Annotated in this window: 16 protein-coding genes; 9 read left to right on the forward strand and 7 right to left on the reverse strand. The window is 41.9% G+C overall.

Features of this window, described 5'->3' with window-relative positions; genetic code table 11:
* Positions 1–16: 16 nt before the first annotated feature.
* Positions 17–274, reverse strand: a complete 258-nt coding sequence (gene tusA, locus DCO44_RS00830) for a sulfurtransferase TusA (RefSeq protein ID WP_016168359.1) — start codon at positions 272–274, stop codon at positions 17–19.
* Positions 275–511: 237 nt separating this feature from the next.
* Here tusA and DCO44_RS00835 point away from each other — a divergent pair, with 237 nt between their 5' ends.
* On the forward strand, positions 512–1,351 hold the full coding sequence (locus tag DCO44_RS00835; RefSeq protein ID WP_116758736.1) for an HlyC/CorC family transporter: 840 nt from the start codon (positions 512–514) through the stop codon (positions 1,349–1,351).
* Positions 1,348–2,907: an apolipoprotein N-acyltransferase gene (gene lnt / locus DCO44_RS00840; protein ID WP_116758737.1), complete on the forward strand. Its 1,560-nt coding sequence runs from the start codon at positions 1,348–1,350 to the stop codon at positions 2,905–2,907. The genes DCO44_RS00835 and lnt overlap by 4 nt, the downstream gene beginning before the upstream one ends.
* Positions 2,908–2,980: 73 nt before the next feature.
* Here lnt and DCO44_RS00845 read toward each other — a convergent pair whose 3' ends face one another.
* The 3 genes from DCO44_RS00845 to gspF form a co-directional block, all read right to left on the reverse strand.
* Positions 2,981–3,325: a hypothetical protein gene (locus DCO44_RS00845; RefSeq protein WP_116758738.1), complete on the reverse strand. Its 345-nt coding sequence runs from the start codon at positions 3,323–3,325 to the stop codon at positions 2,981–2,983.
* 277 nt (positions 3,326–3,602) lie between these two features.
* Positions 3,603–4,040 carry a type II secretion system major pseudopilin GspG gene (gene gspG, locus DCO44_RS00850; protein WP_116758739.1) on the reverse strand — a complete coding sequence of 146 codons (438 nt, stop codon included), beginning with the start codon at positions 4,038–4,040 and terminating at the stop codon, positions 3,603–3,605.
* Positions 4,041–4,071: 31 nt separating this feature from the next.
* Positions 4,072–5,277, reverse strand: coding sequence for a type II secretion system inner membrane protein GspF (gene gspF, locus DCO44_RS00855; protein WP_116758740.1), 1,206 nt, complete (start codon positions 5,275–5,277; stop codon positions 4,072–4,074).
* A gap of 152 nt (positions 5,278–5,429) precedes the next feature.
* On the opposite strand from gspF, the gene DCO44_RS00860 reads away from it, so the two are divergent.
* From DCO44_RS00860 to DCO44_RS00890, 7 genes are all read left to right on the forward strand, one after another.
* On the forward strand, positions 5,430–7,652 hold the full coding sequence (locus tag DCO44_RS00860) for a primosomal protein N' (RefSeq protein WP_116758741.1): 2,223 nt from the start codon (positions 5,430–5,432) through the stop codon (positions 7,650–7,652).
* A gap of 54 nt (positions 7,653–7,706) precedes the next feature.
* Positions 7,707–9,548, forward strand: a complete 1,842-nt coding sequence (locus DCO44_RS00865; protein ID WP_116758742.1) for a monovalent cation:proton antiporter-2 (CPA2) family protein — start codon at positions 7,707–7,709, stop codon at positions 9,546–9,548.
* A gap of 50 nt (positions 9,549–9,598) precedes the next feature.
* On the forward strand, positions 9,599–10,474 hold the full coding sequence (gene hslO / locus DCO44_RS00870; RefSeq protein WP_116758743.1) for an Hsp33 family molecular chaperone HslO: 876 nt from the start codon (positions 9,599–9,601) through the stop codon (positions 10,472–10,474).
* Between the two features lie 291 nt (positions 10,475–10,765).
* Positions 10,766–11,230 (forward strand): DUF2147 domain-containing protein, encoded by a 465-nt coding sequence (locus DCO44_RS00875; RefSeq protein ID WP_116758744.1) that lies wholly within the window; start codon positions 10,766–10,768, stop codon positions 11,228–11,230.
* Positions 11,231–11,383: 153 nt separating this feature from the next.
* A complete protein-coding gene (locus DCO44_RS00880; protein WP_116758745.1) occupies positions 11,384–12,340 on the forward strand; it encodes a DnaJ C-terminal domain-containing protein in 957 nt (318 codons plus the stop codon).
* A 10-nt stretch (positions 12,341–12,350) separates the two neighbouring features.
* Positions 12,351–12,689: a chaperone modulator CbpM gene (locus tag DCO44_RS00885; protein WP_116758746.1), complete on the forward strand. Its 339-nt coding sequence runs from the start codon at positions 12,351–12,353 to the stop codon at positions 12,687–12,689.
* An 89-nt stretch (positions 12,690–12,778) separates the two neighbouring features.
* Positions 12,779–13,039 (forward strand): YdcH family protein, encoded by a 261-nt coding sequence (locus DCO44_RS00890; protein WP_116758747.1) that lies wholly within the window; start codon positions 12,779–12,781, stop codon positions 13,037–13,039.
* A 108-nt stretch (positions 13,040–13,147) separates the two neighbouring features.
* Here DCO44_RS00890 and DCO44_RS00895 read toward each other — a convergent pair whose 3' ends face one another.
* The 3 genes from DCO44_RS00895 to rpsO all read right to left on the reverse strand — a co-directional run bounded on the left by DCO44_RS00895 (position 13,148) and on the right by rpsO (position 17,192).
* The gene (locus DCO44_RS00895; protein WP_116758748.1) at positions 13,148–14,383 is read right to left on the reverse strand and encodes a magnesium transporter CorA family protein; all 1,236 of its coding nucleotides are present in this window, start codon (positions 14,381–14,383) and stop codon (positions 13,148–13,150) included.
* A gap of 196 nt (positions 14,384–14,579) precedes the next feature.
* Positions 14,580–16,667 carry a polyribonucleotide nucleotidyltransferase gene (gene pnp, locus DCO44_RS00900; RefSeq protein ID WP_171304924.1) on the reverse strand — a complete coding sequence of 696 codons (2,088 nt, stop codon included), beginning with the start codon at positions 16,665–16,667 and terminating at the stop codon, positions 14,580–14,582.
* 255 nt (positions 16,668–16,922) lie between these two features.
* The gene (gene rpsO / locus DCO44_RS00905) at positions 16,923–17,192 is read right to left on the reverse strand and encodes a 30S ribosomal protein S15 (RefSeq protein WP_004656162.1); all 270 of its coding nucleotides are present in this window, start codon (positions 17,190–17,192) and stop codon (positions 16,923–16,925) included.
* Positions 17,193–18,260 lie beyond the last annotated feature (1,068 nt).

The raw sequence follows: 18,260 nt of genomic DNA on the forward strand, positions 1-18,260 counted from the left end.
TGCTAACGCTTAAGCATTAGCCTTTTTTCACCAAATAATGAAACTCTTTATTGCCATTTTCGTCTAAGCGTTCTTCTTGCAACAACAACTCATGTCCCAAATGCATACAAAATTTAGGAATATCCCACGAGGTCGAATTGTCTGTTGCAAATACCTCTACCACATCCCCAGATTTAGATTTACGAATGGCTTGATGCAACATCATCACAGGTTCAGGGCAACGTAATCCACGGGTATTTAATTGCAGGGTCGGGGTAACAGAGGATTCAGACATCTAGACACTCTTCATAAATTTTCAGCGCCATTCTAACATAAACTCGAAATGACACAGCAACACCTCCCCGCTTATCTGTTTAGCAAGCAAACCATTAACTCAAAGTTTCAACCCATTTAGTTCAGTAAAAGATGACGATAACATTCATATTTTGCAGTACTTTTTGCATAGACATCTGCATTTTCTAAGGTATGATGAAAATAATTTTTTTCATATCTAGAGTCTTTAGGAAAGATCATGCACGATGAATCCAGCCCGTCGTGGGGCATGCGTGGCTTAAGAAAGTGGTTAGGAACTGCACCAGAAACTCGCGACGAATTGCTCAAACTCGTACAAGATTCACGTCGTTTTTTAGAGCCCGATACGGTTGCGATGCTTGAAGGTGTATTCGATCTTCCTGCGACTAAAATCCGCGAAGTCATGACACCGCGCACAGCGATGATTAGCCTGCAAGAAGATGATGAATTACTCGATATTTTGCATGTCTTGATTGAATCAGCGCACTCACGCTTTCCCGTGTTTTCGTCCGATCAACCCGATAATGTGGTCGGCATTTTGTTGGCGAAAGATTTACTGCCTTTCTTGACCGAAAAAGCCAGCAAAGTCGATATTCGGGTGCTCATGCGTCAGCCACTGTTTGTCCCTGAAAGTGCGCGCTCTGACCAAGTGTTACGTATGCTGAAAAACACTCAGACCCATATTGCTGTGGTGATTGACGAATATGGCACCACATCAGGTTTGGTCACGCTTGAAGATATTCTGGAAGAGATTGTCGGTGAAATTGAAGATGAACACGACATGGTCGATGAAGAAGCTCAATATATTGTCCCTGATGATGATCCCAAAACTGCCAATACTTGGTTGGTGCAGGCACTTACACCAATCGAACACTTTAACAATCTTTTAGATGCTGATTTTCCTGATGATGAAGTAGAAACTATGGGCGGTTTGTTGCTTCAAGAAATTGGTTTAGTGAGCGATTTACAAGGTCAAGTGATTGAAATTGGCGATTGGGAATTTACCATTGTAGAAGCAGATGCACGTACTATTCATCTGATTCGAGCTGTCCTTAAATGAGAACATACTTTCATGCGCTGTTAACGTCTTCACAACAACAAAAACAGCTCCCCATGATTTTCCCTTTGATTATTTCCCTTTGTTCGGGTGCCATGTTGAGTTTTGCATTGGCGCCTTACTATTACTGGTGGATTGCCCTACTTTCCCCTGCCTTACTCTATGCCTGCTTGCGCCAACGTTCAGCCAAACACGCATTCTTCATTGGCTGGAGTTATGGCTTTGGGCTGTGGTTTGTTGGTGCTTTTTGGCTCTACACCTCCATTCATGTCTACGGCGATACCAGTGCCGTGCTCAGTGTGCTCATGATTGCCATTATGGCACTGGCAATGGGACTCTTCACCGCACTACAAACTTGGATATATCGCAGATTTTTCCCAGAAACACCCCTCACCTTTGCTCCGCTTTGGGTGTTTTTTGAATGGGCGAAAACCTGGGTCTTTACTGGTTTTCCATGGCTGTTTGTCGGCTATGCGTTTACCGAACGCTTCCTCGATGGCTATGCCCCGCTGTTTGGCGTATTCGGGGTGTCTTTCGTCGTCATCCTCTTGGCCTGCGCGATTGTGGAAATCCTCAACAAACGTCTATTCTGGTTGGTTCCTTCGCTGATTTTACTGCTCGGGGCTTGGGGGGCTGCACAACTACAGTTTGTTCAACCTAAGAATGAAAAACCACTTTCAGTTTCTCTGATTCAAGGCAATATTCCGCAAGACTTAAAATGGCTGACCGAATACCAAACCCAAACCTTAATGATCTATGCTGAACTCAGTCGTAGTGAATGGGGACGTGATTTAATCGTTTGGCCTGAATCTTCCATTCCAATGTTCCAAACCGACATTCAGCCATTTTTAAATGCCATGAAAGTTCAAGCGCAAAAAACGGATACGGGATGGGTTACAGGAATTCCTTATTGGGATTTAAAAGCATCTCAGCAACAAGGCTCCCCAATGTTCTATAACAGCATCATGGCTTTGGGCAGTCAATCCGAAGGACTGTATAAAAAACAACGTCTGGTGCCCTTTGGTGAATACATTCCCCTATCAGGTATGCTGAGTTGGGTATTGCCCGCCTTACAAAATGACCCGACTATGAGTGGTTTTTCACGTGGTGCATCCGATCAGCAACCCTTACATATCAAACAGCATAATTTAGCCGCTGCAATTTGCTATGAAGTGGCTTATCCGAATCTAACACGACGGAATGCCAGCAATAGTGACTTCCTTGTGACCGTTTCTAATGATGCGTGGTTTACAGGTACAGCAGGCCCTTGGCAACATTTACAAATGGTACAAATGCGTGCTAAAGAGAATGGGCGTTGGTTTATTCGTGCCACCAATACTGGTGTAACTGCCTTTATTGATCATCAAGGGCATATTGTGCGCCAAGCGCCGATTGATCAAAAAGCAGTACTACGGGGTGATTTACCTGCAATGCAAGGTCAGACACTCTACAATCGTCTAAGTGACTGGCCAATCCTCGGATTTTCAGCGCTACTTTTGATTATGGGTTGGTTCTTCCGCCCACGAAAAGTTGATATTTCATTTAAAAGCAGACGCTAATAAAAAAGGGAGATTTTGAAATCTCCCTTTTTTTATTCTGATGTTGAATAAAACTTCAGAAATCTAGAATCAATTAAAACATTGAAGCAAACTGACTCGCAAAATAAGCGACCAAGCTAGATAAAAACAGCATCGGTACATAACGATAGGCAGAAAAGATTGTTTGCTCAATGACAGAATTCAGACTTTGCGATTGCCAAACGGTTGCTTTAAGCGCACTCATAAAACACACCGTGACCCATGCACTCATGACACTTAAGGTCAAAAAACCAATCATAATCTGGCTGCTGCCTTCGGTATGTTGCCATAAACTCATGGCCCCATTCATCATCGGCAAGACAGTTAAAATCAATAGAACAGATTTCAGCATCGCCCAATGAAATTGGGTGATTTCATCTGATAAAACGAATGCTTTCATTCTATTCTCCCCATCACATTTTTGTTCTTAAATTTATTATGCTAGGTTTTTTTCAAATAAAAAGTCTATTTATCCATATACTTGACAATTTTTGTAAACATTACGGCTAGGAATAATTCTTATTATAACTCTCAAAAACTATTTATTATTTTTATTTATTTAAGTTCAAACACTTATATTAACATTAATAAATAAGAAAGATTATCACTTTATTTATAATTGAATCACTCAATAAAATAAAGTGATAATTTCCATCCATTAACTCAGGCGATATTGATTAAGGTTGATAATAAATATCGGCATCAGTCCCTTCGCCACCTTCTTTACCATCGGCACCAAACGAATATAAATCGAAAGCACGACCTTCAGCACCCGGGTTAATGTATTGAATATCATTTTCCCAACTGTCTTTTGGATAACCACCTTTGACATAACCACCCTGCATCCAATTTTTTGCCGACGCGGGCTGATTCACCAAGGCATCTAAACCACCATCTTGCATCGATGGGTATTTACCATTATCTAATTTATATTGATCCAGCGCACCTGCAACCCCTTTTAAGGTGATCACCGTGGTATCGACTTTGGCTTTTTCACCACGCCCCATGACATTCGGTACAATCAGCGCAGCCAACACCCCTAAAATAACAATCACCACCATCACTTCAATTAAAGTAAAACCCGATTGTTTGGTTTGATATTTATTCACTTGCATTCAACCACTCACTCTTCAATCTTTATATTCTTTAAATCATATTGTTCATATTAACGATCGGCAGCATCACTGCAATCACAATCACCAATACAATACTGGCCATAAGCACCAACATTAGCGGTTCAAGTAACGCCAATAAAGTCGAAATTAGGGTCGTGACTTCTCGATCTTGCATGGTCGCAGCACGCTCCAACATGCGATCTAATTCACCTGAGGCTTCGCCACTCTTGATCATTTGTACCATCATCGGGGGGAAATAACCACTGCGCTCCAGTTGGGTTGCCAAGTTGCCCCCTTCTGTGACTTTTTCAGCCGCCAAATCGACCGAATCCCGAATCACCCAGTTATTGCTGACCGCAGCACCAATGCGTAATGCATCTACTAGCGGTACACCTGACTTGGTTAGAATAGACAAGGTACTGGCAAACCGTGCTGCATTAATACCACGTGATAATTTACCAAATAATGGCAATTTGAGCGTTAAACGATCAAAAGCATAATGTCCTGCGGTGCTCTTTAAAAACCGTAAAAGAAACACGATCCCCAACACCGTTGCAATGATTAAAAATGGCCAAGCTACGCGAATAAAAGCACTGGCTTTCATCAGCGCAACTGTAATCCAAGGCAAAGCATCTTTATTCTGATCGAAAGTTTTGACAATATCGGGAACCACGTAGGTCATCAGCCCCATCACAATCGCAAAAGACATCAGCATTAAAATAATTGGGTAAATCATGGCACCTTGAATTTTCTTTTGCATGGCAAAGCGATTCTCGGTGTAATCTGCCAATTGCTCCAGAATCAAATCCAGATGACCTGAACGCTCGCCCGCCGCAATTGTTGCACGGTAAAGTTCAGGAAAACGCCCAGATTGCTGCAAGGCATTGGCTAAGGAGTGTCCTTCCAAAACTTTGGAACGAACCGACACAATTAATTGTTGCACATGGGCTTTTTCACTTTGCTTGGCAACCGCTCGTAAAGCTTCTTCTAATGGAATTGCCGCAGCCACCAACACCGACAATTGACGCGTAAAAAGAGCTAAATCATAGGCGGTAATCTTTTTTTGAAACCAGCGCGATCCTTGCTGTTTGGTTTTGTGTTCTACAGGATCGACACTAATCGGGATGAGCGATTTCTCACGTAATTGCTGACGTATTTGTCGTGCCGAATCACCTTCTAGCACGCCTTTTTGCTGCTTCCCTAAAGCATCAATGGCGGTAAATTGATATGCAGGCATTGTAATGCTCTAATTTTCCGAAATTTCCTTCAGCGCTGTTGCGTCTGACCCCTAAAATCATTCATATTCTTCAATATAAATTTTATTTGCACACTCTAACATAACTCAAGACTTCACACGACGAACATTCAGCCGGAACCTTTGACCCTTTTATGCCAAATACAGTATCGCCCCCTCTCGTGCCTTATCGGATTCGCGTAGCCGTTCCAGCCCATGTTTATGACTGTTTCGACTATCAAATTTCCGCAGATGATTATGCGCAGGCGAAGGTTGGAGCGCGTGTTGCTGTGCCCTTTGGATCTCGAAATTTAATTGGTGTGATTATGCAAAAACTCACACCTGACACTCCAGAGAACCCCAAGTTTAAGCTAAAACCCATTCAAGCTTTGCTAGATGACGATGCCATTCTAGACAGTAAAGTTTTAACTTTGTTGACATGGGCAGCGCAATATTATCAATTTCCAATTGGCGAAGTGGTGCAAAGCGCCTTGCCAAGCTTATTACGTCAAGGCAAACCGTATGATCTGTTGGCCCACATGTGGCGGCTGCTTGACCCACATGCAGATGAAAAAGTTAAGCGCTCAGAGAAGCAGCAACATGCTTATAAAATTTTAAAACTCCATCCCGCAGGTACGGCAGAAAACATTCTGAATTTGGCGGGCATTGAAACCGCGACTTTAAAAGCACTGGAAAAGAAAGGCATCTGTGAAGCCTATTTAGAACAAAAAGATTTTAGCCCACAAGCCCTGAGTTTGGCGCAAATGCCTCTGACCGCCAACCCCGATCAAAAGCATGCCATTCAGCAGGTACTGAAATCACTCTCGTCTTATCATGCCTATTTACTGGATGGTTTAACAGGTAGCGGTAAAACTGAAGTTTACTTGCAAATCATGTACGAAGTCCTGAAGCAAGGCAAACAAGTGTTGGTGTTGGTACCTGAAATTGGTTTGACACCCCAAACGATTAGCCGATTTCAATCGCGTTTTCACTGCCATATTGCCCTGCTGCACTCAGGACTGACGGATGCTAAACGTTTACAAGCATGGCAAAGTGCACAAATGGGCAAAGCCTCGATTATTTTAGGCACACGTTCCGCCATTTATACCCCATTGCACAATTTAGGTTTGATCATTTTAGATGAAGAGCATGATCTGTCTTTTAAACAGCAAGAAGGTTTTCGCTATCATGCCCGTGATGTGGCACTGTATCGGGCGCATTTGGAAAACTGTCCAATTATTTTAGGTTCAGCAACGCCGAGCATGGAAAGTTATGCACTGGCCGATCAAGGTAAACTAACTCGACTGGAATTAAATGAACGTGCAGGCACGGCGCTGTTGCCCAAATTACATATCTTGGATTTAAAAGTCGGGCGCAAACAGCATGGTTTTAGTCAGTTTTTACTGGATGAAATGCACAAGCGTCTGGCGCGCAAAGAACAGGTACTGATTTTTCTCAATCGACGGGGCTATGCCCCTGTACTGATTTGTGAAAGTTGTGCTTGGCAAGCGAAATGTCCGCATTGCGATGCCAACTTTACTTTACATACCCAACCTTATCAGCATTTGCATTGTCATCATTGCGGCACCATTCATCGCATGCCTGATCATTGCCCGCAATGTCATCACACTGAGCTCAAACCGATTGGCATGGGCACCGTCAAAGTTGAAGAAAGTTTAAAAGAACTCTTTCCAGAATTTGAAGTCATTCGGGTCGATCGAGATTCCACCAGTCGTGTTGGTAGCTGGCAAAAAATTTATGATCGCATTCAAAAAAGCGAGCCGATTATTTTACTCGGCACGCAAATGCTCGCCAAAGGGCATCATTTTCCCTATGTGTCTTTGGTGGCAATTTTGGACATTGATTCAGGCTTACTCAGTGTCGATTTCCGTGCACCAGAACGCACTGCCCAACTCATTGTTCAAGTGGCGGGCCGCGCAGGTCGTGGTGAGAAAAAAGGCGATGTCTATTTACAGACCTTACGCCCAGAACACCCGTTATTGCACACTTTAGTGGATGGTGATTATCGACAATTTGCTCGCCAGACGTTGAAAGAACGACAACAGGCGTTATTTCCACCGTTTCGTTATGCTGCGCTGATTCGCTGTGAATCAAAAAGTCAGGAACAAAATCAACAGTATCTTACCGAACACGCACAACAACTGCGTCAGATTTCAGAACTTAATATCGATATCTGGGGACCCATTCCTGCCCCAATGGAGCGTAAAGCGGGTCGTTATCAAGCGCATATGGTGCTATTGTCTCAAGATCGGGCACGTTTACATTATTATTTGAGAGCATGGTGGCAAAACATGTTGCAGCACAAACCTGCCAACATGAAACTGAGTCTGGATATAGACCCACAGGAGTTGAGTTGAGTCTAAGTCAGCACTTCAGCAAGTCATCACAACTTTTAATTTCAGGATAGATGCATGTCGTTATTGTTGCAAATCACGCTTTTTTTAGGTGCCGCGCTGATGGTGGTGCCACTACTAAAACGATTCGGCATTGCTACAGTCTTGGGATATTTAATCACAGGGATTCTCTTGGGACCTCACGTCCTGAACATTGCCAATGATCCCGAAGCTATTCAGAAACTCGCTGAATTTGGCGTCATTCTTTTGATGTTTTTAATTGGTTTAGAACTAAGACCACAACGACTCTGGAATTTACGTCAATCTATTTTTGTCATGGGCAGTGCACAGGTGGTTATCACTGCTGTGGTTATTGGATGCATCCTCTTATTGGTATTGCAACAAGGCATGGCTGCCAGTTTGGTCATTGGTAGTGCACTGGCGTTGTCATCCACCGCCTTCGTATTACAACTGCTCACAGAAAAGCAGCAACTCAATACCAGTTATGGACAGCAATCTTTCTCGATTTTACTGTTTCAAGATATCGCAGCGATTCCTCTGATTGCCGTGATTCCTCTTCTGGCAGGCGTAGAATCAACGCATTATGGCATTGCTTATTTTGCTGCGATTGTGGCGGCATTTACAGGGCTGTTTTTATTCAGTCGCTATCTGATTCGTCCTTTTTTCCGCTTTGTAACCAAAACGGGCGCGCATGAACTGATTACGGCGGTTGGGCTATTTATTGTTTTAGCCGTGGTGATGCTGATGGATCTGCTCAATATCAGCACCACACTGGGTGCATTCTTAACGGGAGTATTATTGGCAGATTCCGAGTTCCGACATGAACTGGAAGCCAGTATTGCACCGTTTAAAGGACTGTTACTGGGTCTGTTTTTTATGACGGTGGGCATGCTGACCCCCATTCATATTTTATGGCAACAACCTGTGTTTATTCTGGCAGGCGCAGTACTCCTCTTGCTGGTTAAGTTTACGACACTCACGGCGATTGCTCGCTATTATCAGGTCTCTTGGCCCAACAGCTTGCTGCTTGCCAGTTGTTTGGCACAGGGTGGAGAGTTTGCCTTCGTGGTGTTCAGCGTGGCACAAGATGAACAACTCATCTCTGCTGCCAGCATTGCACCCATCACCCTCATCGTGATTATCTCCATGATGTTGACCCCGATTTTGTATTGGGTGATTCGTCAAGGTGTAGTGCCGCGTCTTACGCCTGTTACCGTCCCTGAATATGATGATATTCCTGAACAACACTCCGCCATGATTATTGCGGGCTTTGGTCGGTTTGGACAAATCATTGCCCGTGTCGCGCATTTACAGCATCAAAAATTTACCGCCATCGACAGTAATTTAGAAAAGGTCGATTTTGTCCGTAACTATGGTGGTCATTTATATTATGGCGATGCCACCCATCCTGATATTTTAAGAGCCGCAGGTATTGAACAGGCCAAGGTGTTTATTTTAGCCATTGATGATATTGAAGACTCGATGAATGTGGCACGGCATATCCGCCTCAATTACCCCGAGTTACAGTTATTAGTCAGAGCACGAGATCGACATCATGTACACTTATTACGTGACTTGGGTGTCCAGCACATTTGGCGAGAAACCTATTTATCTTCACTTGGCATGGCATATAAAGCCTTGTGTGACTTAGGCATTAGCGAAACCGATGCCCAAAAAAGTATTGAGTTATTTCGCGATTATGATGAACAACTCTTGGCACAGCAACAACGCGTTTATACCGACGAACAAAAGGTATATGAATCGCACCGAAACGCCCTTGCTGAGCTGGAACATTTGTTTGAGCGTGATACAGAAATTCGAATGGTAGAAACAGGTGTAAATTTACAACGTGGTTTAGATTCTACCCGAATAGATGTGACACGAGATGAAGCAAATTGACTTGTGTTTTACAATATCGCCACCATTAAAGCAGGGTTTTGGAGAAAATTATGTCTGATATACGTCAACGCTTTTATATTGAAGATTGCCCTGTTCGTGGTGAAGTCGTTCATTTGGAAGAAACCTTACAAACGATTCTTGCCCAACGTGACTATGCTCAAGCCGTACAAATTTTACTGGGTGAAATGCTCAGTGCAACCGCCTTGCTTGCCAGCACGCTGAAAATTAAAGGGCGTATCAGCTTACAAATTCAAGCCTCTGGAACATTTAAATGGGCCATGGCGGAATGCAACCATTTAGGTGAAGTTCGTGCCTTAGCCGACTATGAAGAAGATCTGCGTTTCCACGCCGCAACTGACAGCAGTACGGTGCTAAAAGCGCTCAGTAATCCCATTCTTTTTATTAACATTGAACCTGAATTTGGTGAGCGTTATCAAGGGATTGTACCTTTAGATCAACCTACCTTAGCGGGCTGCTTAATGCAGTATTATGATCTTTCAGCGCAAATTCCTACCCGTATTGTATTGGCAAGTACAGCGCAACGTTCAGGTGGTTTACTCATTCAGTTGTTACCGCGCATCAGTGAAGAAGAACAGCAACGGATCGATGAAGATTTATGGCCACGTCTGACTATGCTGACTGAAACATTAAAAATCGATGAGCTGACAGACTTAGATGCCAATGAAATTCTGTATCGTTTATATAATGAAGAAGACGTTCGCCTACCTGAAATTGAACAACTCAAGTTTGGCTGTACCTGTTCTAAAGAACGTTGCGCCAATGCTTTACAACAAATTGGCGTAGAAGCTGTACGTGAAACACTAGAGCATCAAAATCCGATTGCTATGGATTGCCAATTCTGTAATACCCAATATCAGTTCACGGCCGAAGAAGCCCTCGGTTTATTTGGCGAACATTTAAGTTAAGCACTCATCAACCGTCTATCTGCCTGTTGTTATGCATTTCATTGCGGGTCAACAGGCAGTTTATCCTCTGCTAAATTAATAAGAACATTCCATGTCCACTTGCTACACCACAGCCCTGATTTCTGTGCGCTTGGAACAAGATGATATATTCAACGTATAAAAAGATACGCTAAAATAGCGTGACGAAGATAACAATTTTTTTGTTGAACTGCGTCTCTACATGATAAAAAAATCATCATTTCAATATGTGATTCATTCAAACTTAACGGATATACACTGAGGTAATATTTCATGGGAACTCGCTTTCTTTCCCGTACGGTTTTCATTACAACTTTGCTGTGCAGCACCTACAGCATGGCAGCCACTGATCCCCTGATTGGCAGATGGAAAACCATGGATGATCGTACAGGTCACTCACTGGCAGATGTCATCATCAGTAAAAACCAGCATAATATCTACAGTGCACAAGTGATCGAAATACGCTCATTATCAGGCAAGGATAAACTGACCACTTGCCACAAATGTACAGGCCATTTAAAAAATCAACCGATGATTGGCTTAACCATTTTATCGGGTTTAAAGAAAAATCCTGAAAAACACAACCAATATATTGAAGGCAAATTTCTTGATCCGCTTTCAGGACATCATTATGTTTCGGAAGCACATTTAGTTCAGCACGCCAAATATTTGCAAATTCGCGCTCAAGAGGCTGGTTCTTCGCATGTTCGCCAGATGACATGGGTTAAAGTCCAGTAAAATTCAAACCCAGCTATGCCAACAAAAAAGCCCTCCGTGGGCTTTTTTTGATTGTCATGATTTGAAACAAATACGAACAGTTCTACACTACTTCCCACTTTCAGAAAGACATAATAATATTGATTAAATTATCATCGATTTTATTAAACACGTATGTCTAAAAATTATTATGAAATTCTAGGAGTACCACGCAATGCTCCTCCCGACCAAATTAAAAAAGCCTATCGGAAGCTAGCGCGAAAGTACCACCCTGATATTAGTAAAGAAAGTGATGCTGAAGCCCGTATGCAAGAACTTAACATCGCATACGACACGCTGAGTAACGAAGAAAAGAAAAAAGAATATGACTTCATCCTAGATCATCCTGAAGGTTTTTCAGGATTTGGGGGACAGGCAGGTGCATCTGGGTTTGATGATGCTCAATTTTATCGACAAGGATTTAACCAAGGTAATTCTTCAGATTTTTCAGGCTTTGAAGACTTATTTGGTCGCTTTGGAACTGGTTTTGGAGGAGGGAGTTATCAATATAAACAAAAACAGTCATCTTTTCGGGGTGAAGATCAACATGCCAAGCTAGAGATTGACTTAGACGTTGCCTTTCATGGCACTTCTCAACAAATTACGCTGCAAATTCCAAGCATTAATGCTTATGGTGAACCAGAAGTCCAACGTAAAACTCTAGAAGTCAAAATTCCGAAAGGAATGAAAGAAGGACAACAAATTCGCTTGGCAGGTCAAGGACAAACAGGTATCCGTGGAGGTGAAAATGGTGATTTGTATATCGAAATTTACTACAAAGATACCGCGCAATACCGCGTTGAAGGTGCAGATATTTATTACACGCTGCCTGTGACCCCATGGGAAGCCGCGTTAGGACAACAAATTGAATTACTCACGCCAGCAGGCACTAAAGTTCAGGTGAACCTCCCCAAAAATGCCAAAACAGGACAACAATTACGTTTAAAAAATCAAGGGATTCCCAATAAAACAGCAGGACATTTATTCTTGATTCTAAATATTGTGAATCCACCTGCACAAAACGCTGAGCAAGAACAAGCTTACCGCGCTTTTGCTGAAGCCTTTAAGCAGTTTAAGCCTCGACAACTTTAAGGAGAACGCTATGACAACTATTCATTATCGAGAAATTATTTGCGACGGTTATAGCAGCGCAGAGATCGTCGATGAACATCGTAGTTTCGATTTAAAACATTTTGCCGAAGCCTGTGGTCAAAGCCCAGAATGGGTTTTACAACTACTGGAATACGATATTTTAGCCACACGCCCAGAAGAGCGGATTCATCAATTCTTTGGTGAAGATGTCACACGTGCGCGTAAAGCCTATCGTTTACAACGTGACTTTGATGCCAGTTTTTCAGCAGTCGCTATGATGTTGGATCTTATTGATGAAGTACAACAATTACGTCGCCAAGTTCGACATGCTCACATACAAGAATCATAAACCCTTGATACAGCCCGTTCCTTGAGATTAAAACATCATTGAATGGGTTGTTGTTCTTTTATCATTTACTTGAGAGAAATACGGTTACTATGAAGACAAAAGAATGTAATAAGAAAGTTAAACTGATGTTTCCTGAGCATCGTGAAATTATTCCACAATTGCGTCAGGATAATCCGCATTTTGCGAAAATTTTCGAAGAACACGCAGAGTTGGATCAGGAAATTTACCAACGTGAGTTGAATCCAGTGTTTCGTATCAATGATGATATTGAAGCGTTAAAGCGTAAAAAACTGCGTCTCAAGGATGAGATTTATCGCTTACTGCAACATCATGTAAATTCACAAGCCTAAGTTGTGCATGATGCCATTAAAATAAAATCAGATCGTACTTTTTAGGCTATATAGAGCATATAAAATGAAGATGTCAGTTTCGTGACATCTTCTTGTATTGTCTCGTGATTATTTTAATTTTGTCAGTTTTTCTACTTCTTTCAAGGTCACTTTAACCCCTTGCTTGATAGGTTCATAATCGAGAAACCAGAGCAAGCCCACATGCTGATCTTGGTGCTGCTGTGCCAACATATCAATGACGCTTTTTTCTCCACGACCCACCAAGTGCCGACGATAAAAATACAATAGGAGCCAAACGGTCGTGATCAACATCACCATCAACATTAACCAAAATCCAATGGGAGATTTTAATCCTGGTATAAATTCAAAATTCATACCATATATCCCTGTCAGTAAAGTTAATGGTGCGAAAATGGCGGTAATAATTGCCAAAATCCTCATATTTTCATTGGTTTGGTTAGCAATCGCTGAAAAATGTAATTCGATTGCGGCCTGTACTGCACTGCGTAAACGCGTCGTATGCTTTTGAATCCGCTCCACATGACTGACCAAATCGTCGGTACGTACCAACACAATATCGCGTTTTTCGGAGCGCTTTTTGGATTTCAAGTGTGGATAGTTTTCAACAATTTCATCGCGTAATTCTTGCAAGACCTCTATTTGCTCTTCACACAAATTTTCAATTTGCTGAAATGCCATGTTTTCTTGTAACAACTGATTCCACTTGGTAAAACGTCGATGGCCTTGCAATAACTCTTGTTGCCAATATTCTACGCGTCGTGTCAACGGAACTCTCAAATCCAAGTAACCATCAACCATGGCATTGAGTAAACGTAAAGCCAAATCTAAAGGGCTATGCGACAGCTTACGGGGTTTGTTTTGCTCACTCAGAGTGCGTGCCGCAATTGATTTTACCCGTTCAATATATTGCTCAATAATTTGATTGCCCTGCTCCCGTACCGTAATCAACACTTGTGACGTCAGGATAAAACTAATCGGTGTAGTGGACAGCCCAAAAAACCGCTCATGCTGTTCTAATGCTTGTTCACCTGTCTTAATTTTGTCATCTGGCGTAATGAGTTTTCGGAAAATGAGCAAGTCATAATCTTCCATCGCATCGAAAGCACACGGATGCTCCAGATTTAAAATATCTCTTAAGTGAAACTCGTTCAGACTCACCCCGGTCATTTCAAACATTTGACTTTGCCAGTCTTCGGCATGATTTACGACATCTTCGCGGGTACTATCAATCCAGATAAATTCAGGCTCCACATCATCCAATGCCTGTTGTTGTACGTAAATATAAGCATCCGTAGGATGTTGATAAAAATAGTAGCTTTGCATCTATTCTGTCACTCTATTCCGTCAATCTTGTTGTTTAATTCATGCGATTGAGTGTAATGCATTATGCTTAGGATATTCATTTTTATCGCAATTTCACCACAAACTTTATCGTTTTACACCGCACTGAAATAAAAAAATTAAGCATAAAAAAGCCCGCTCAGTAGAGCAGGCTTTTTATTAAAAGATGATCAAAGCATTAAACTTGTTCAACATCTTTCATGGTTAACTTGATACGACCACGGTTGTCGACATCAGCAACTTGTACTCTCACTTCCTGACCTTCAGCCAACACGTCTGCAACATTGGCAATACGTTCGTTCGAAATTTGTGAAATGTGAAGTAAGCCGTCAGTGCCCGGTAAAATATTTACGAACGCACCGAATTCAACAATACGAATCACTTTACCTGTGTAAATTGTGCCTGGCTCAATTTCAGCAGTAAGCGCTTGGATTTTTGCAACAGCAGCAGCAGCAGCAGCTTTAGTTTCACCAAATACACGAACTGTACCGTTGTCTTCAATATCAATTGCAGCTTTCGTTTCTTCCGTAATGGCACGGATGGTCGCACCACCTTTACCAATCACGTCACGAATCTTGTCTGGGTTGATGTTGATTACTTGGAACGTTGGTGCATGCATTGAAATTTCAGAACGTGCACGAGAAATCACTTGATTCATTTCGTTCAAAATGTGCATACGACCAGCATAAGCTTGGTTTAATGCAGATTCCATGATCTCTTCAGTGATGCCTTCAATCTTGATGTCCATTTGAAGTGCAGTAATACCGTTTGCAGAACCTGCTACTTTAAAGTCCATATCACCTAAGTGATCTTCGTCACCCAAGATGTCAGAAAGTACTGCGAAACGCTCGCCTTCTTTCACTAGACCCATTGCGATACCCGCAACTGGTGCTTTCAATGGAACACCTGCATCCATAAGGGATAAAGAAGCACCACATACAGAAGCCATTGAAGATGAACCGTTCGATTCAGTAATATCCGATACGATACGAATGACGTACGGGAAGCGGTCAGCCGCAGGAAGAACAGCTTGTACACCACGACGCGCCAAACGACCGTGACCAATTTCACGACGCTTAGGACCAGATTCACGGCCTGTTTCACCAACAGAGTATGCAGGGAAGTTGTAGTGCAACATGAAGTTGTCAGTTTTAGTACCTGCAAGGGTATCAACCATCAATGCATCACGTGTATTACCCAAAGTGGTGGTGACCAACGCCTGAGTTTCACCACGTGTGAATAATGCAGAACCATGCGCACGACCTAATACGCCCACTTGAACGTCAATCGCACGAACAGTTTTCGTGTCACGACCATCAATACGTGGTTTACCAGACAAGATGTTGTCACGTACGGTACGGTATTTCAAATCTTCAAAGAGTTCGTTTACTTCGTCAGCAATACCAGTTTCATCATTTTCAGGAACAAACTGTGCAACTGCTTCTGCATAAAGTGCATCAAGTGCCGCATAACGGTCTTGTTTAACCGCAATCGTATAGGCTTCAGAGATTTTCGCTTCGAAAGCAGCTTTTAATTGCTCAAGAAGGACTTCATTTTTAGTTGGAGCAACCCAAGTTGACTCAACTGCACCCGCAGCGGCTGCAAATTCTTTAATTGCTTGAATCGCGATTTGCATTTCGTCATGACCGAAAAGCACGGCGCCCAACATTTGGTCTTCTGAAAGTTCTTTCGCTTCAGATTCAACCATAAGAACTGCTGATTCTGTACCTGCAACCACAAGGTCAAGATCACTTTCTTTCAACTGTTCGTTGTTTGGGTTAAGAATGTATTCACCGTTGATTAAACCAACACGTGCGCCACCAATTGGACCACGGAACGGTGTACCTGCAATCGACATCGCTGCAGATGTACCTAACATTGCTGCAATATCAGCTTCCATAGTTTTATCAGAAGAAATAACCGTTGCAGTTACTTGAATTTCGTTGAAATAACCTTCTGGGAACAACGGACGAATTGGACGGTCAATAAGGCGTGAAATTAAAGTTTCAGCTTCAGATGCACGACCTTCACGCTTGCCATAACCACCTGGGATACGACCCGCAGCATATTGTTTTTCTTGGTAGTTAACAGTCAATGGAAAGAAGTCTTGACCCGCTTTTGCTTTAGGCTGTGCAACAACTGCAACTAAAACAGTCACGCCACCCATTGTAACCACAACCGTGTTTGCTTGACGTGCAACACGACCTGTTTCAAGTACGACATTGTACTGACCGTATTGGAATTCTTTACGAATAATATTAAACATAGACATGTATTTTTTTCCTAGTTCTTGTGAACAGCTATTCTAGTGGAGACCCCTAAGGTTTGGCATTCGCAACCAAAAGCTTGCGCAAATGACAAAGCTTAGAAGCCGACCTCACTAGACACACTATTTTCAAACACAAAGAAGGAGCGAAACATTCGCCCCTTCCCCATTATCTAGACATAGCTAGATATACTTCAGTTTTCAGTAATACAGCATTTGACATGCAATAATCCGAAAATAAAAGTTTCAATCGAATTAACGACGTAAACCTAAAGCACCGATCAAAGCAACATAACGGCCATGATCTTTACCATTTAGGTAGTCAAGTAACTTACGACGTTGGTTAACCATACGGATAAGACCGCGACGGCTATGGTGATCGTGCTTGTGCTCTTTAAAGTGACCTTGTAAGTCATTAATTTGAGCAGTTAAAAGCGCTACTTGAACTTCTGGTGAACCAGTGTCGTTTTCAGCACGAGCAAATTTAGCGATAATTTCTGCGCGATCTGTGTTTGTTAAAGCCATTCGATTTCTCCGAGATGCTTAATTAAGTTACATTTGATACAAATCAAATTGATTCTTCAAAACCAATTTGACTGCCGTGCATCACTACAGCAAGTCCGATATTTTAAGGGAAAATGGTGCTGATTGCAAAATATGCGCACTATTTAAATTTACTAAACAAAAAAAGAACCTGATTTTGGACTTCAAGTATTCAATCTGGGATGAAATGTCATTCCATCCAAAGTTAAAATTTAAAAAATGAACATTGGATCACATTTTCAATAAAATTTAACTGTGAAAGATACATTTTCTGACTGAGTAAAATACCAAATCTAAGCAATGCCCTTTTTAAGCCACAATACACAACTCTCTACCAATGCAATTATCCAAAATCTATTCAAATAATAAAATGCCAGAGAATGACTGGTCATGTTGTATACAACAAACAGCACATCGGGCTTCAACCCCCAAAATAATGTGCTTTATTTCTCACTAAAAACGATTTAATACAAGTTTAATCCTATTTCAAACATTCAAAATTTTGATACTTTTTGCAAATCCTAAAATATATTCATACAGAATGAAAAAAGCCCAAGCAAAGCTTGAGCTTTTTTCATTGCGCTGTAGTTCTTATATTTATTGTTATACTTGTTTTTATTATTGCGCATAATGCGCTTATTGTGACAAACAATCCTTGTTTCCACTTTATGTCCTTATGTGTAATATTTTGCCACAATGAAATCAGAAGACTAGAGGTGTTTTTCCAAACTCAGTGTACGTTTTTGCGTACATGGGTTTACATCAGCAAAAAATGAAGTCTATGAGAAAAAATGTATTGCTGAAAACAAAATTCAAGTCAATAAAAAAGCCCTGTAGTCTCTCCCAAAACTACAAGGCTTAGCGGCTGTAAGTTTCCTCTTTCACCTACTTCACTGTAAGTTCGCTGTCATATTCCGACTTTGTTCTTATCCTTTTGCGATTATGGCTCAACATTCCGTGTTGTGCTCTTTATGTGAACTCATCTTCTCAGAAACCGTATGAAAGCTCTATGCGCAAATATCTTGAATCAATGTAAGCTTTTTCGTACAA

The sequence above is a fragment of the Acinetobacter sp. AM genome, from assembly GCF_003105055.1.
GTDB lineage: Bacteria > Pseudomonadota > Gammaproteobacteria > Pseudomonadales > Moraxellaceae > Acinetobacter > Acinetobacter tibetensis.